Origin of the sequence: Paenibacillus sp. FSL R7-0333 (genome assembly GCF_038000365.1) — a bacterium.
Lineage (GTDB): Bacteria > Bacillota > Bacilli > Paenibacillales > Paenibacillaceae > Paenibacillus_AQ > Paenibacillus_AQ silagei.
This window is the reverse complement of the sequence record NZ_JBBOBZ010000001.1, coordinates 2042879-2058191: the sequence shown is the minus strand read 5'-3', so window position 1 is coordinate 2058191 and position 15313 is coordinate 2042879. Positions and strand designations below refer to the sequence as shown.

At 52.9% G+C, this 15313-nt stretch carries 10 protein-coding genes; 4 read left to right on the top strand and 6 right to left on the bottom strand.

What is annotated here, in order from left to right:
- Positions 1 to 115: 115 nt before the first annotated feature.
- Positions 116 to 751 carry a hypothetical protein gene (locus MKY86_RS08405; protein ID WP_076079027.1) on the top strand — a complete coding sequence of 212 codons (636 nt, stop codon included), beginning with the start codon at positions 116 to 118 and terminating at the stop codon, positions 749 to 751.
- A gap of 17 nt (positions 752 to 768) precedes the next feature.
- Positions 769 to 1077 (top strand): hypothetical protein, encoded by a 309-nt coding sequence (locus MKY86_RS08400; RefSeq protein WP_036721527.1) that lies wholly within the window; start codon positions 769 to 771, stop codon positions 1075 to 1077.
- Positions 1078 to 1524: 447 nt separating this feature from the next.
- Here the strand turns inward: MKY86_RS08400 and MKY86_RS08395 are convergent, their stop codons facing one another.
- The 4 genes from MKY86_RS08395 to MKY86_RS08380 form a co-directional block, all read right to left on the bottom strand.
- Positions 1525 to 3621 carry a glycoside hydrolase family 36 protein gene (locus tag MKY86_RS08395; protein WP_076079029.1) on the bottom strand — a complete coding sequence of 699 codons (2097 nt, stop codon included), beginning with the start codon at positions 3619 to 3621 and terminating at the stop codon, positions 1525 to 1527.
- Between the two features lie 355 nt (positions 3622 to 3976).
- A complete protein-coding gene (locus MKY86_RS08390; protein WP_076079030.1) occupies positions 3977 to 5302 on the bottom strand; it encodes an ABC transporter substrate-binding protein in 1326 nt (441 codons plus the stop codon).
- Between the two features lie 122 nt (positions 5303 to 5424).
- Positions 5425 to 7071, bottom strand: coding sequence for a response regulator transcription factor (locus MKY86_RS08385; protein WP_076079031.1), 1647 nt, complete (start codon positions 7069 to 7071; stop codon positions 5425 to 5427).
- A complete protein-coding gene (locus MKY86_RS08380; RefSeq protein WP_076079032.1) occupies positions 7064 to 8926 on the bottom strand; it encodes a cache domain-containing sensor histidine kinase in 1863 nt (620 codons plus the stop codon). Before MKY86_RS08380 ends, MKY86_RS08385 begins: the two co-directional genes overlap by 8 nt.
- Before the next feature lie 207 nt (positions 8927 to 9133).
- Between MKY86_RS08380 and MKY86_RS08375 the strand changes: the two genes are divergently transcribed.
- The gene (locus tag MKY86_RS08375; protein ID WP_036721513.1) at positions 9134 to 10024 is read left to right on the top strand and encodes a carbohydrate ABC transporter permease; all 891 of its coding nucleotides are present in this window, start codon (positions 9134 to 9136) and stop codon (positions 10022 to 10024) included.
- The gene (locus tag MKY86_RS08370; protein ID WP_076079033.1) at positions 10024 to 10860 is read left to right on the top strand and encodes a carbohydrate ABC transporter permease; all 837 of its coding nucleotides are present in this window, start codon (positions 10024 to 10026) and stop codon (positions 10858 to 10860) included. Before MKY86_RS08375 ends, MKY86_RS08370 begins: the two co-directional genes overlap by 1 nt.
- Positions 10861 to 10944: 84 nt before the next feature.
- On the opposite strand, the gene MKY86_RS08365 is transcribed toward MKY86_RS08370, so the two are convergent.
- Both MKY86_RS08365 and MKY86_RS08360 read right to left on the bottom strand, forming a co-directional pair.
- Positions 10945 to 12054: a response regulator gene (locus MKY86_RS08365; protein ID WP_076079034.1), complete on the bottom strand. Its 1110-nt coding sequence runs from the start codon at positions 12052 to 12054 to the stop codon at positions 10945 to 10947.
- Positions 12055 to 12090: 36 nt separating this feature from the next.
- Positions 12091 to 15198, bottom strand: coding sequence for an ATP-binding protein (locus tag MKY86_RS08360; RefSeq protein ID WP_340826696.1), 3108 nt, complete (start codon positions 15196 to 15198; stop codon positions 12091 to 12093).
- Between the last annotated feature and the right edge of the window lie 115 nt (positions 15199 to 15313).

The window sequence follows — 15313 nt, the reverse complement described above, 5'->3', positions numbered from 1 at the left end:
TGCATTTCCCATCGGGGAGTGCAGTTTTTTTGTTAAAGAACATATATTGATTAAACATTTCATTTAATATATATTATAGTTACTTAAATAATATATAACGGTGGTGATTGAACCTATGCCTGCACTGAACCCGACACCTGCGGCCAATAAACCTCTTAAAATCAACGGCTCCGGGATCTGCCGGGGGGATATGGATGCCTCCCATGTGGAGGTGCTTGGCCACCTGCATGTCAGCGGGAGCTTGACCACAGCACGCCTGAGGCTTAGAGGAGAATGCTCCATAGGGTTATCTTGCAATACGCAGGAGCTGAGCAGCTTCGGCAGTCTGCGCGTTCCTGAACTCAGGGGCGTGAGCATCACGGCCAATGGATACCTGTCTGTTACCGGTGAGGTTGCCGCAGAAGAATTCATAGCCGAGGGCTGCGTACGTATAGACCGCTTGTCCTGCATGGGAACCATCCGCATCAAGCTGGGGGCCTTGTGCAAGATCAGGCACATGACCTCGGCAGGTGATATTATCGTGTCGCCCTCCTCCAAGCTGCTCCCTATTCCGCTGAGTCCTTTCCGCAAGCTGCGCTGCGGGATCATTGAAGGGGCTGACCTCACCCTATACCGGACGCAGGCAGACCTTGTGTGCGGACAGAATGTTACGCTCGGGCCGGGTTGCTCCATCCGGGAGATCCGTTACCGGGAGACGCTGACGATTCATCCACATTCCCGGATAGGCAAGATTATTCAGATGAATACATAACGATGGAGGTACACAACATGAAATCTTCTTCTTCTGGTGCAATGCCTATACTGCTGAACTATCTGGCAAAAGGATTCGTCATCCTCTTTGCATTGCCCGTACTGGGCGTCTGGGTGGCCGGGAGCCTCATCTGTGCCATCATCGCTCCGATAGCCGGCTTGCTGCGGACCTTCGGAGTCAGTGCCATAGGGATGGGGCTGACCCCATCCTATTCCGTCCCGGTCTTTCTCAGCTTGCCCTTCAGCCTAGTTCTAGCGTTCCTCCTGCTCTTGTCCTTTTACTACACCCGCCGTTTGCTGCTGTTAAGCCTAAGCTTCATCAAGTAGCAAATCTCCCTTACGGGTGAATGAGATTACTTGCGCGCCAGCAAATGTATGCTGTTTTTCGCATACATTCGGGCCACATGCCTGCGTACCAGCAAATGTATGCTGTTTTTCGCATACATTCGGGCCACAAGCCTGCGCGTCAGCAAATGTATGCTGTTTTTCGCATACATTCGGGCCACAAGCCTGCGCGCCAGCAAATGTATGCTGTTTTTCACATACATTCGGGCCATGCGCCTGCGTGCCAGCAAATGTATGCTGTTTTTCGCATACATTCGGGCCATGCGCCTATGTGCCACTTATCCACATCAGAAGAAAATCATAATTTCCTAAACAAGTAGCAAAAAAGGGGTATTTCAGCAGCCATTCTCCGGTGCAGAAATACCCCTGTTTGTATGCGAATCACTCCGTATCAGCTGTTCAGCCTCTTCCAGATGTGCGAAGCTGTCCCTATGAACGAAGCTCAAAGAGCCTGGCAATCTTGCCTGCGGGCAGCGTAACGGTCAAGCTGCCTTTCACAGCGTCCCAGCTCCACTGTGACCCGTGCGCATCAGGATACGCACACCGGGCCTCCGCCCCGCGGCCCCTTAGCTCAGGTATGGGCAGAGTGACCGCAGCCGCTTCTCCGGCAATCCGCCATACAGCAATATAGCGGATGTCTCCATGACGGAGTCCGAAGCTGACCCATTCCCCTCCACTGTCAGGCAGACCGAGCGGCCAGAAGGCGAAGGCTTGCGGAATGCAGGCGCGGATAGACTTGTAATAATCCAGCGCCTCCTTCACCAGCGCCCGGCGTCTTGGCGTTAGCTCGGCCAGATGGCCGCTCTGATGAACGCGAAGCAGCAGCGAGTTAACCATATTGAAAATGACCTCTTCATCGTCGCCTTCGCGCAGCGGATACGACCAGACCGCCGATTGCTCGGGAGTCAGTGCAGCCGGAGAGCCTGCGGCAATGGCAGCATACTTCACATAATCCTCCTGATCACTGGTGGACTGGATGCTGTGGCGGCTGAGCATGGCGTAATCCATCCGCATCCCGCCGCTGGAGCAGTTCTCGATGACGAGCTGCGGATAACGGGCGAAGATGCTGTCCAGCCAGGCCAGATAAGCGCGGTTATGCTGCAATAGACCGTCCCCGAAGCTGTCCGCCCCCGTCTCCGTACCAATGCCTGCATTGATATTATAGTCCATCTTGATGTACCCCACGCCGTACTCCCCGACCAGCCGGGCAATCACGCTGTCGGCATGCTTAATGACCGCAGGATTACGGTAATCGAGCTGATAGCGGCTGCGGTCCTTGACCCGCTTGCCATGGCGCATGAAGAACCAGCTGTCGTCGGTCTCCGCAAGCTTCGGGCTGTTGATGCCCATCACCTCCAGCTCCAGCCAGAGGCCGGGAATCATCCCCTTGCTGCGGATCACATCCAGCACATACTTGATGCCTTCCGGGAAGCGCTCAGCCGAAGGCTCCCACTCGCCGACCCCGTCCCACCACTCGCCGGGAGCATACCAGCCCGCGTCGATACAGAAGTATTCACAGCCGACCTCGGCAGCGGCATCAATCAGCGGCAGCAGCTTCTCCGTTGTCGGGCTTCCCCACAGACAGTTCATGTAGTCATTGAAAATCACCCGCAGCAGCTCATTATCCTCATTCGGTCTGCGGATCAGCCGCCGGTATGCGGTAAGCTGCTCTGCCGCCTCTCCGAACCCGCCCTCTACTACACCTGCGGCCACCGGCACGGAGGTGAATGCTTCGCCGGGGGCGAGCCTCAGCCACCAGTGATTGTCATGCTCCGTAGGCCCGCTGACCAGCAGCGTAAGCTGATCTGCCTGATCTGTCAGCTCCCAGTGCCAGGAGCCGTTATGTTCAATCTGCCAGAACAGGCTGCTTCTGCTCTCCTTGTTGCGCAGCACGGCCATTGGCAACAGCTCAGCCGCCGACCAGGAGCCGGTATTGCTGGCGGCAACCCGCTTCGATCCACGATCGGCGAGATGGGACATGCCCAGCTCGGGCAGGCTGTAGCTTTTCCATTGCAGCTCACTCTGCCACCCGCTGTGAGCAATACTCACTTCGATCTTGTCATTGCGGTCTCCGCTGCCCTCTTTGTCCACTCCAGTGAGTGCGAATGAAGAGATATACTCCACAGCCGCTTCCGCACTGCCTTCATTTCGAACCACTGTCCAGGAACGGACAATCTGCACACCGGTATAGAACTGATAATGCTGTACTGCCTTTACACCCGTCAGCGGGTCAGCCAGTGTAAGCTCCAGCTTCCGTCCCAGCGGATTCACCGTGTCCCTATGCCCGTCATACACCATGCGCAATCCCGGATAAGAAGCACGGTGCGTCCGCCCGTGATATTCCGCTCGGTCTTCCCCCGACAGCTGCAGCTCCAGCAGCCGGAAGCTTGCCTTATGCTTCTCTTCTATGCTCCCTGCTTCCAGCGGCGCTGCGCCGAAATGCAGCAGCCGCACATCCTGCTCCGCTGTAATTTCTATTGTAAGATAAAGCCCGTTCTCGGCTATCTCTATGAGCCTGCTCTGCATATCTGATTTACCCTCCTTATAAAGGATGTTGTCCTTGATTCCCTCTTTTTCTGCCTCCCCTGATTAGGAGGCCATCTCTTCTATTCGTAACTCCTAATTTTCCTGCGGTGCTCGTGTAAGTGGCGAAGTAACGGAGGGAGGTTTGGAATTGGAGGAGCGACAGCGCCCGCCTTTGTCTCCGGATTTCAACCGCTACGAGCGGTATAATCAGGAAATCTGGAGACAACAGCGGCCGGAAATCCAAAGCTCACGCAGTTACGTCCAACCACTTACACCCCCTCCCCCGCCTAACAATCCGCATTACATAGAAAGATGGCCTCTCAGCAATCCTCAGAGGCCATCCTTAATCCTAATTTTATTCCGCAGACCCGAATTGAATCCAGGCCTTCTGAATTTCATCCATCGCCTGATCCTTCGTCTTGCTGCCGCCGATATAAGCCTGCATCAGCTCACCGAATTTCTGATGGAAGGTATCCAGGGAGTAATTCACCGACAGGTCGCCGGATTTCTCCGTCTTCAGGATTTCTTCCATTTCCTTAGGCATTTGCAGGTCAGGCATCGGCGCATCCTTGATTGGAGGAATAACCTTGGCTACGTTAGAGAACCAGCTCTTCCCGTAGTCGGAAGTATACAGCCAGTTGAAGAATTCAATCGTCTCTGCCGCTACTGCAGAATCCTTGTTGATCCGCAGTGCCTGATCGGCACCGGTGATAATCTGGGACTGCTCAGGTTTGTCACTGACAGGATACCCGGCGATGCCGAGGTCAAAGTCAGGGGTGATTTTCTTAATCGCTTCTTCATCCCACGCGCCTTTACCGGTCATGAAGGCTGTTTTGCCCAGAGCAAAATCACTGACCTCAGCATTGCTGTCGCGTTCAAGCGGCTTGTCTGTGCCATGCTTAACGGTTGTGTCAATGAAGCTGAAGAAGTTGTCGCTCAGCACCGGATGATCCTTGAAGGTCGTCTTCCCGGCGATGAAGTCCGCTACGAGCGTCTTGGCATCGGTTCCGGCATCGGTCGCTGCGGCGTCTACGAAGTGCTGGAAGATATGCTTCCATACCCACCACTCTTTGTAGGCGTTGGCGAAGGGTGTGATGCCCTTGGCTTCAAGCTTGGTAATCGCATCGTCCATTTCAGCAGTTGTCTTAGGCACTTCAGTGATGCCGGCATCGGCCAGCAGCTTCTTATTGTACATCAGGACGAACAGGTTGCCTTTCACCGGCAGTCCGAGGACTTTGCCATCGGTAGAGCTCATGTTGGAGCGGACGGCGTCCGTCATCGCTGCGGCCAGCGGTTCATTGGTAAGATCGGCACTGTATTCGGCAAAAGTATCGATATCCCCGCCCGCCGTGGTCTGGAACACATCCGGTGTGCTGCCGGCGGCAATTTTGGACTTCAGCACCGTATTGTAGTCTGCCTGCATGATTTCCAGATTGATCGTAACATTCGGCTTAACCTTCTTGTATTCCGCAATATAAGCATTGAAGGCATCCGTGTATTCGGGAGAGGCGGTGAACATATTAATCGTGACGGGCTTAGCGGAATCCGTTGGTGTATTGCCTGAACCAGCTGCTCCACCCGTGTTGTTAGCGGCATTATTGGTGTTATTTCCGCCGCAGCCGGCCAGCAGTCCGCCCACCAGCAGCAGACTCGCAGATAATGCCATGAATCGTTTTAACATGATGTTGCCCCCTTTTTCCTTATGCATCTTGTGGTCTTGCTCATCATTCTAAATAAAAAGAAAAAGGATAAGAATGTACATAAGTGATCTTCTGAGGGTAAAAAAGTGTCCATGTAACCGTTTCACTTTTCTACCCCTGGCAGCTGCAGCCGGAATTCAGAGGGGGAGCAATCATAGTAATTGCGGAACGCCTTGCTGAAATAGTTCTTGTCCTTGTATCCCAGCATTTCAGAGATATCCTGAATTTTGAGGGCAGGGTCGCGTAGCAGCGCTTTGGCCTTGTCCATCCTTACCTTTTGCACATACTCGTGAATGCCGTAGCCGTATTGTCCCTTGAACAGCTTCATCAGATACTCTCTGCTCAGGAAATATTGTTCCGTGAACATCGATATTTTAATATCCTCGAAATAATGGTTATCAATATACGCCTTGATATTCTCCAGCACGCTGCTGCGGTCTCCGGCCACTGTCCGGCTGATCTCGCCCGCATAACGGTCGAAGATATCGTTAAGCACGCCCGCAAACTGCTCAAAGGAGGAGAAGTCACTGAGGATGCCCAGAGCTGCCAGGCTGCTGTCCTTCCCGCTGCGGATCTGCGGCGGCATGGCATTCAGCTGGGCAGCAATCTCGCCCAGCAGCAAGAGAAAGCCCTGCAGGGTCCGGTCCGCTTCCCCGAGCGTGAAACCTTCCGTCTCCTGGCATTTACGGATGAATTCGCTGAGGATGCTGCGGGCATGGTTCACATTCCCGCCCTCCAGCGCGCTGCGAATCTGCGGCATCCGCCCGGTCAGGGAGGGAATATCCTTCACTACGGGATTCATCACGATGCCCTGCACAATCAGACAGCCCCTCAGGCTGAGCAGGTCAATCGTATCTAGTGATGCTTTGGCCTGCTCATAAGAAGCGGCAATGCTGAGCGAATCACTGCAAGGCTCCCCGATTCCGCCTGCACAGATGATCCCGAACAGCTCCTTCAGGGTAGAGGCTGCTTTTTTCATATGGTGCAGCGACAGGAAGGCTGCATCCGCTTCATAACCGCCCTTCATGGTGAAGATGGCAATGAACTCGCGCTCCCCCTTGGGGCTGGCGAAGCTGAACGACTCGAACTGCCCGTCCGTGTTCTCGTTCATCACATTCGTTACGGCAAAATGCAGCAGATCCCGGTCCCCATGGAATCTTTCCTTACGCACCTGCTCCAGATTAAGCATCCGCAGAAGGCCGACAGCGAAGTAACTGGCCGCCCCGTCCGCCCCGATCAGCGGGAGAAAAGCCTCATTGGACTGGGTCTTGAAGCTCCGGTCAATGATGGACAGATACATCTTCTCCTTCAGCTTCGGCAACGACATATTGAGCGTAATGTTGCGGCTTATGAACTCGCTCTCCCGCTTCCGCTTGGCCTCCAGCACCCCCACCGCCTTGCGCAGTGCATGGTTAAGATCTGTGCGGTTCACCGGCTTCAGCAGGTAATCCACCACCTTCGAGCGGATGGCCTGGCGCGTATACTCGAAATCATTATAGCCGCTGATCACAATCAGCAGCAGGTCCGGGAATTCCTGCTCGGCAATCTGCAGCAGCTCGGCTCCGCTCAGCTCCGGCATTTTCATATCCACCAGCACCAGATCGAACCGCTCACGGCGCAGCAGCTCAAGTCCCGCTTTCCCGTCTGTCGCCTCCCGCACCTCGCTGACACCGAGACCCTCCCAATCCCCCAGGATATGAATCGCTTCGCGCAGCGGCTCCTCATCATCAATAATCAGCACTCTATACATGTTGTCCTACTCCTCCCCGCGGCAACCGCATATCCATTCGTGTTCCCTGCTCCGTGCTATGAATGACCAGACCCGACTCCTCTCCATACAAAAGCTTCAGCCGGGTATTCAGATTCTTCAGCCCGATACTCTCCATACCGTCCTCTTCGGCCGTGTCCGCTACGCGCTCCTCCCACTGCATCTGAAGGGAGCTGAGCACCTGCTCCAGCCGTTCTCCGCTGATGCCCGGCCCATCGTCCAGCACAGAGATGACGCTGTGTGTGCCGGTGATACGCGCCTCAATGGTGATGGTAACCGTACTTGATACCTTTTCCAGCGCATGCTTGATGCAGTTCTCCACCAGGGTCTGGATCGACAGCTTGGGAATTCGCAGCTCCATCAGGCTCTCATCCCAGGCGTACACCACCTGCATCCGGTTCCCGAACCGCGCCTTCTGCAGCGCCAGATACCGCTCAATATGCCGCAGCTCCTCCCTTGCCTGCACGACATCCTTGCCGCTAATGCAGTATCGCAGGGTCAGGGCCAGGTTGTCCACCATCTCGACAATATCGTCGTTGTTGTTCTTGAGTGCCTTGGTAGAGATCGCCTGGAGCGCATTGTACAGGAAATGGGGATTAATTTCAGCCTCCAGGGCTTTAAGGACAGCGTTCTTTTCAACGATTTTCATTTTATAGCGTTCATTGATCAGCTCATTCGTCTTCTCGACCATCTTGTTGAAATGGCGCGACAGGTAGGCGATCTCATCCTTGCCTGCAACCGCAGCCTGCGCATCGAAGCTCCCGGTACTGAACCGCTGCATCTGGAGCGACAGATTCTTCAGCGGATGGGTAATCCGGTTCGAGGTGAAGCTGACCAGCACCACAGAGACGATCAGGAACAGCAGGCCAATCGCCACACTTAACGTACGCGTCGTTGTAGCTGCTTCATAGATTTGCGTGTAGGGAATCGGCTTAACGAGCTTCCAGCCTTCCTTTTGGCTGATATCATAGATTACCAGGTACTTCTGCCCCTTATCAGACCAGGTTACGCGCCCCTTCTGTTCCGGTGTCAGCAGCTTCGCCAGTCCCGCCTCCTTGCTCTCCCGGTAGAATTCCTTGTCATCCACCTTGAAGGGCTCCCCGTCCGGGCTGATATACATGAGATGCTCTCCGGTGCTGAACGGGATATCACGCATAATCTCATCGGTCACGGAAGAGTTCAAATATAGCGATAATACCGCCTGCGGTTCGCGTGAGACAATGGAGCGGATCAGCCGGTGATAGCCCATGAACACCTTGCCCCGGTTGACGGGGTAATCGGCGCTGTTCACGCTGGCCGGCTGCTCCTCCACGAACGACTGATAGGAACGGTTATACGGACTCTTAAGCGCCCGCTTATACCACGGCAAGTCATCAATAGGCGGGTGCTCGGATACCCGGACGGTGATGTTATAGTTCTCCTTAGTGACATAATAATACTTCTGCTCCTTGATTACATAGAGATAGGCAGCCTCCAGATCATTGCGCGAAAAATACAGATTCCGCAGATAATCCTCCACATACATCCGGGAGCTGTAGTCTTCCGATTCATGCAAAAGCGCATAATTGAACTCATCGTAGGAGATTTGCGGCAGAGACAATTGCTCAATCCCGCTCAGATAACTCTCCAGATTCCGTCCGACCAGGAGCAGGTTGTTGCTAGTACTGGCAATGCTGTTATCGACCGATTCCCGCTGCAGCATGCTATAGGATATGTAGGTGAGTGAACTGACCACCAGGATGATGATAATCGTAAACAACAGAATCAGCTTGTTAGCCAGGCGGCGGGACACCCGCGCCAGTAAAGGCTCGATCAGCTTAACCCACACTTTTCTCATGATGCTCTCCGCTCTCCCCGCTGCCGGTTTTGGGGACTTTTCCGGCCTCCGCAGTCCGTTCACCTTTTTACCCTTAACTGTACTCTTAAATCCATTTTTGACGATACGGGTCTACTCTATAATACACAATATAGACTAACCGGAATGGTTAAGTGTGGCAAGCCAGGCCTACTACTCCCACCCTATAACTCAAGAAGAGGTGCATCCATGTTAAAAACACTCGGCAAAAGATGGCGCGAGAAATTCGAATTCGGAATCTTCACTCTCCCGGTTCTGATCTGTATCGCTGTAGCCTTCTATATTCCGTTCGCCATGACCATCCGCTATTCGATGACCAAGTGGAACGGGATCTCCAAGCACCCCAAGTTCGTCGGGCTGGATAATTTCAAGCAGATCTTCTCCGGCGATACCAACTTCTCGGATGCTGCCTGGTTCACGATTAAATACGCGGTGCTCTACATTATCATAGTCAACGTGCTGGCCATTCTGCTGGCCGTGCTGCTGGACATGAAGCTGAGAAGCACCTCCTGGCTGAGAGCGGCCTTCTTCATCCCTTATATCCTCAGTCTGGTTATTGTCGGCTTCATCTGGAAATTCATCTTCATGCAGGGCTTCAACTCGCTGGGCGAGAGCACCGGCTGGGCGATCTTCGATCTAAGCTGGCTCGGGACACCGGGACTGGCCTTCATCTCCATCCTGGGCGTATCCATCTGGCAGTCCATCGGGTTCTATCTGGTTATCTACATCGCCGGTCTGCAATCTGTGCCTGAGGATCTCAAGGAAGCCGCTACAGTAGACGGTGCCGGACCGCTGAGACGATTCTTCAGCATTACGCTGCCGCTGCTTGCCCCATCGATCACGATCTCTGTGTTCATGGCGCTCACCAATTCAATCAAGGTATTCGATGTCATCCTGTCGCTGACCGGCGGCGGCCCCGGCGGAACTACGTATAGTATCGCTTATGATATCTACAGGGATACGTTCCAGAACAATCTGTACGGCTACGGCACGGCGAAAGCGCTTATCCTGTTCCTGGCTGTGCTTGTCGTGACGATCATCCAGCTGACCGTCTTCAAACGGAGAGAGGTAGAGGCCTAATGACAACCAAACACAACAAGGCAGGCAAGATCATCCTGGAGGTTATTCTGGTCCTCTTGTCTCTGCTGTTCCTGTATCCACTGTTCCTGACGATCATTAACTCGTTAAAAAGCTTCGGCGAGGTCATGACCGATGTCATCGCCCTCCCGCAAAAGCTGACCTTCAGCAACTACGCCTATGTCTGGGAGTTCATCAACTATCCGCGTCTGTTCCTGAATAACTTCATCATTACGGGTGTCGGCCTGCTCGGTATCGTATTCATCTCCTCCATCGCCGCCTATAAGCTGGCCCGGACCAAGACCAGATGGAGCGGTGTCCTGTACTTCCTGTGCATTATGCCGATGCTGATCCCGTTCCAGTCGATCATGCTGACGGTCCTCCAGACCGCCAAGAACCTCAACCTGTCGGAGAGCACCTGGGGACTGGGTCTCCTATATTGGGGCTTCGGCGCTCCGCTGGCGGTGTTCATCTATCACGGCTTCGTGAAGGGTATCCCAACAGAGATTGACGAGAGTGCGACGATTGACGGCGCTTCCGGCTTCCGCCTGTTCTTCAGCGTGATCTTCCCGTTGCTGAAATCGGTCACCACGACCATCGTCATCATCGATGTCATGTGGATCTGGAATGACTTCCTGCTCCCGCTGCTGATGGTCAACGGTTCACCGGAGACGAAGACGTTAACGCTGGCGGCTTACACCTTCGTGGGCCAGTATACCTCGGACTGGCAGTATGCCATGACCGCTATGGTAATGGCGGTGCTTCCATCGATCGTGGTCTTCATCTTCCTGCAGAAATACATTGTGAAGGGCGTTGTCGCGGGGGCGGTTAAGGGCTGATCCTGTTCTCACAATGCAAAGAGGCGTCCCCATAAGCCGTGTAACGGCTACATGGGACGCCTTTTCTTTTTGTCGCGGGATATACTAATGAGCCTGCAGCCATTCATTCTTGATTTCCGGCGGCAGCTCAAGCCCCAGCTCATTTTTACAAGCCGCTTCAAACTGCTCATACCGTCTATTGATATTCTCTAATGCGCCGCGTCCTCTATACATGCTAATCAGGAGGCGGTTCATTTCCTCCTCCAACGGATACAGCGACAAGTATTGCTCAAGACGTAATTCCGCTGCTGCTCCATTTCCAGCCGTAAGCTCAGCCACCGCCAATTCCCGGACCATTGCTGTATATTGCTTGAAGAAGGCTTCCTCTAACGGGATCTTCCATAAGTAATTCTTGCCCTCCAGCAGCGGCCCCTGATACAGCGAACAGAGCTCTTCGGCTTGCTCTGTGGTCAGTCTGCCCTCACTGTGAACCTGCTGCAGTTGATGATACTGCAGGAGATCATATTGTTTATTTGCCGTATCCAGCCTGTAACCGTCATTAAGCTTCTGTATGCTCATCGGAATTCCGTTCTCTTTCAGGACCTTTTTTAACAGGTACAGGGTATTATGCAGATTGGATAATCCCCGCTCTCCCTTCGCATCCTGCCACAACAAATCAATGAGCTTCCACTTGCTGATATACCGTCCAGGGTGGCAGAGAAGATAAGCGAACAATTCCTCGGTCCGGCGGGTTCGGAAGTGGACCGGGAGTCCCTCCGGATTAAGGACTTCAAATTCACCGAAGCAGCGGACGGAGAAGCTAGACTTGACGGTCTCTGCGGGAATATGGGTTGTCCGGTGCTTGAACAGCCGCCCGGTGACCCGCTGAATCGCTTGCGGCGTGACAGGCTTGAGAATATAATCAAGTGCACTTACTTCGAATGCTTCAAGCGCATAATCCTTATAAGCCGTAGTGAACACTATCTCTGCCTGACCCAGCTGTTCATGGATGTGCACTGCAAGCTGCAGCCCGTTCATCCTCGGCATCTCCACATCAATGAACACGATATCCGGCTGCAGCTCCTGCAGATTGGCCAAGGCCTCTACCGGATTCGTAAAAGCTCCTACAATGCTGTAATTGCTATTTTGGCCAACCAGCACCTTCATTAAATCCAGGATTGGCCGTTCATCCTCAACAATCATCGTCCGAAACATGGAAGACCCCTCCTTCACGCAGAATCATATTTACTCCTACTCCTCAGAAGCCCCTTGCCCGGAGCCGCCGCCGCTGAGCGGCAGATAGATCGTTACCTTCGTACCGCTGTCTGCTTCAGAATGAATGCTTAAGCTGGCTCCCGGAATCGTATCCAGACGCTTGCGGATATTCTGAATACCAATGCTTCCTTGCAGCTCTCCTTGACTGTTCAATGTATATAACAGATCAGCGGGAATGCCGACACCGTCATCTTCGACTAAGATCTTCATGTATCCGTCACCAGCCTGAATCCTTAAGGCAACCTTGCCTTGCCCCTCCTTCTCGAACAGTCCATGACGGATGGCATTCTCAATAAACGGCTGGATACAGAGGGATGGGATATTCACTGCCTTCAGGGAATCATCCACCTGGCTGCTATAGTCGAACCTCTCCCCGAAGCGGGCTTGTTCAATTTCCACATAGGCTTGAATCAGCTCCAGCTCCCGGTACAACGGAATGACGAGTGTGGAGCGATCCATATCGAGAATAAAGCGCATATATTGGCTGAGCATGGTTAACAGATAAGCTGCCTTGACGCCATCGGTATAACAGAATGAGATGATACTGCTCATCGCATTATACAAGAAATGCGGTTTGATCTGGGCTTGATGGAACGCATGCTCATGCCGGATCGCTTCCTGGATCGACGATTTCATGGCCAGCAGGTTATGAATCCGGGCCATCAGCGTCTCGCTCTCAAAGGGCTTGGTCACAAAATCATTCGCCCCGGCCCGGAAGCCCAGCGCGATATCGGATGGCGCATCCTTGACTGTGGCGAACAGAATCGGCAGATCAAGTATAGAATAACGGCTGCGCAGTGATTGGCATAATTCTATCCCCGATGTACCCGGCATCATGATATCCAGAATGACAAGATCCACTTGCTGATATTCCTGCAGTTTGGTCAATGCCTCCTTGGCGGAGAAGGCTACCAGCACATTATAATCATGACGACGGAGAATATTCAGCAGTGTATGGATGTTGGAGGCCTCATCGTCTACAATCAGAATGGTCTGCCCTTCCCGCTCCAGTACATCAAGCACCGTATAATCAACATCGGCATGCAGCGCGTAAGGTTCGGATAAGGCAGCCTGCTGATATTCTGGAATAGGGTCCACTACGGGCAGCGTAAATACCATGCGGGTCCCCTTGCCCTTCTCCGACCAATCCACCCGAATCACCCCGCCCATACGCTCCACCAGCTTCCTGCTGATATACAGCCCTACTCCCATTCCGGTATATCCGTCCTGCGGCAGCAGCCTGTCCACCTGCTCGAAATATTCAAAGATCGCCGCATGGTTCTCTTCCGATATCCCCGTTCCGGTGTCCTCCACTTCAATGAAGACCTCACTCCCGGCTACTCTTGCTGTAATCTGAATCGATCCTTGACTGGTATGCTTAATCGCGTTATGAACCAGGTTATACATCACCTGCCGCAGTCTGCTCTCATCCGCGAGTACCCATGTATCGGCTTCCACTTGATTGAGCAGCTGCACCTCTTTGCCCGCCAGCTCGAACCGGAGAATATCATATACAATTTGGACAGCCACTCTTAGATCAACAGCGGTCTGGTGCAATCGCAGCTCTCCGTGCCTCAACCGGCTGACATCGATCAGATCCTGGATCAGCATCGACAGCTTCGTGGACGTATCCTTAATCAGCCACAGATTCTGCTTCTGGCCTGCATGCAGATTCTCTTCCTGATTCTCCAGTAAAAAAGAGGTCATATTCATTATTCCGTGGAGCGGTGTCTTAATCTCATGAGAGGTATTCATCAGGAATTCGTCCTTAAGCTGGTTCGCTGTCCATAGCTTACGGGATAGAACCTCTGTTTTGGCATACGCATTCGAGAACCTTACAGCCAGCAGGATATTAATGAGCACAATAAATGCAATAACTCCGCATCTTCCTGTAAAATTACTCTGCACAATATTCTCGGAATAGAGGCCGTCATTCATCAGATAGATCATCAGCGCAATGGCTCCGCCAATGAACAGCATCAGCTCCGCACGGTCTGCCACCTGACTCTGCCTGCGGATATACAAATAGACCATTCTCGCTACAATGCCGAGCATAACGATCCAGAGATAGAGTATAAAGAAATATTTCACACGAATATGCACCGCGTACGGCAAAAGCACAACCATAACAAGATAGGCCATAAACGGGGTAAGAATCAGCTTCAGCCTGCGCAGCGACATCAGGTGCGACTCTACGGTACAAAAGAACACAATAATCAGTATCGCGCTAAGAAAGTGGCTGACATCCAGCAGCTTATACGAAAAATCAAAGGGGACAGACGGCAGGAGACGCTGAAACATCTTTTCCCCGTACAAGGAGTTCTGCAAGGCCAGAAACAATAAGAAAAATCCGCTAAACAAATACTCCTTCTCTTGGCGACCAACAAAATAGAAGCTGAGATGATAGGCACCGAACATGGCCAAGATCAAAATGATTCCGATATCCGAACCGATCTGTATCATATTGCGCCGGGTGATGTCCTCTTGTGCTCCAAGCGTGAGGGAGTTCACAATTCCTCCGGTGACAAAATTATAGTTAGAGACTTGGATCACAATCTCGAGCTTGCGGGCATCCGGATGAAAAAATACTGAATACGGTGTGTTTCCGGGTTGAAACGCGCCTTTGTCTGTGGAAGGAAGCCCGCTGGCCCCCTCCTCCTGTCCACCAATAAACAAACGGTGGGCCATGCGGATGCTTCTTATTTTCAAGCCGAGTATTTCATCGGTATCCTTCAATAATACCTGCAGACGGTAGGTGCCTGAACCCCTGCTGCTCATCCCGCCAGCGGGATTCTTGCCGCGCCAGGTGCCGGGAACCTCCAAATAGGCTGGCGGAGAATCATACCGGCCTTGCCGGAAATCCTCAGGGCCCAGCAGCTCATCCTGGTAAAACTCCCACTCACCATCCAAATTCACGACTCCCTGCTGCTCAAGATTCCATGAGGACAGATCGAGTACTCCCTTCTCCACGCTTACCTCATTTTGAGGAGGCCGGGTCAGTGAGAAGATCATGAAGATCAAAGAAAAGATAATACAGAAGAATATGCCGATTCCCGCAAGTCTGCGGATATTTACCTTTCTCACAAACAGCCTCCAGTTCAAATCATCGATGTTCTCATTCTAACTTAATGCACTTATAAAAATCTCACAAAATACTCAAATAGAAAAAAGCACCATCCAGCGGAGCTTCCTGGACAGT

Coding starts and splice junctions, on each gene's coding strand:
- MKY86_RS08370 (WP_076079033.1), top strand. CDS start 10,024: ATGACAACCAAACACAACAAGGCAGGCAAGATCATCCTGGAGGTTATT.
- MKY86_RS08400 (WP_036721527.1), top strand. CDS start 769: ATGAAATCTTCTTCTTCTGGTGCAATGCCTATACTGCTGAACTATCTG.
- MKY86_RS08380 (WP_076079032.1), bottom strand. CDS start 8,926: ATGAGAAAAGTGTGGGTTAAGCTGATCGAGCCTTTACTGGCGCGGGTG.
- MKY86_RS08375 (WP_036721513.1), top strand. CDS start 9,134: ATGTTAAAAACACTCGGCAAAAGATGGCGCGAGAAATTCGAATTCGGA.
- MKY86_RS08405 (WP_076079027.1), top strand. CDS start 116: ATGCCTGCACTGAACCCGACACCTGCGGCCAATAAACCTCTTAAAATC.
- MKY86_RS08395 (WP_076079029.1), bottom strand. CDS start 3,621: ATGCAGAGCAGGCTCATAGAGATAGCCGAGAACGGGCTTTATCTTACA.
- MKY86_RS08390 (WP_076079030.1), bottom strand. CDS start 5,302: ATGTTAAAACGATTCATGGCATTATCTGCGAGTCTGCTGCTGGTGGGC.
- MKY86_RS08385 (WP_076079031.1), bottom strand. CDS start 7,071: ATGTATAGAGTGCTGATTATTGATGATGAGGAGCCGCTGCGCGAAGCG.
- MKY86_RS08365 (WP_076079034.1), bottom strand. CDS start 12,054: ATGTTTCGGACGATGATTGTTGAGGATGAACGGCCAATCCTGGATTTA.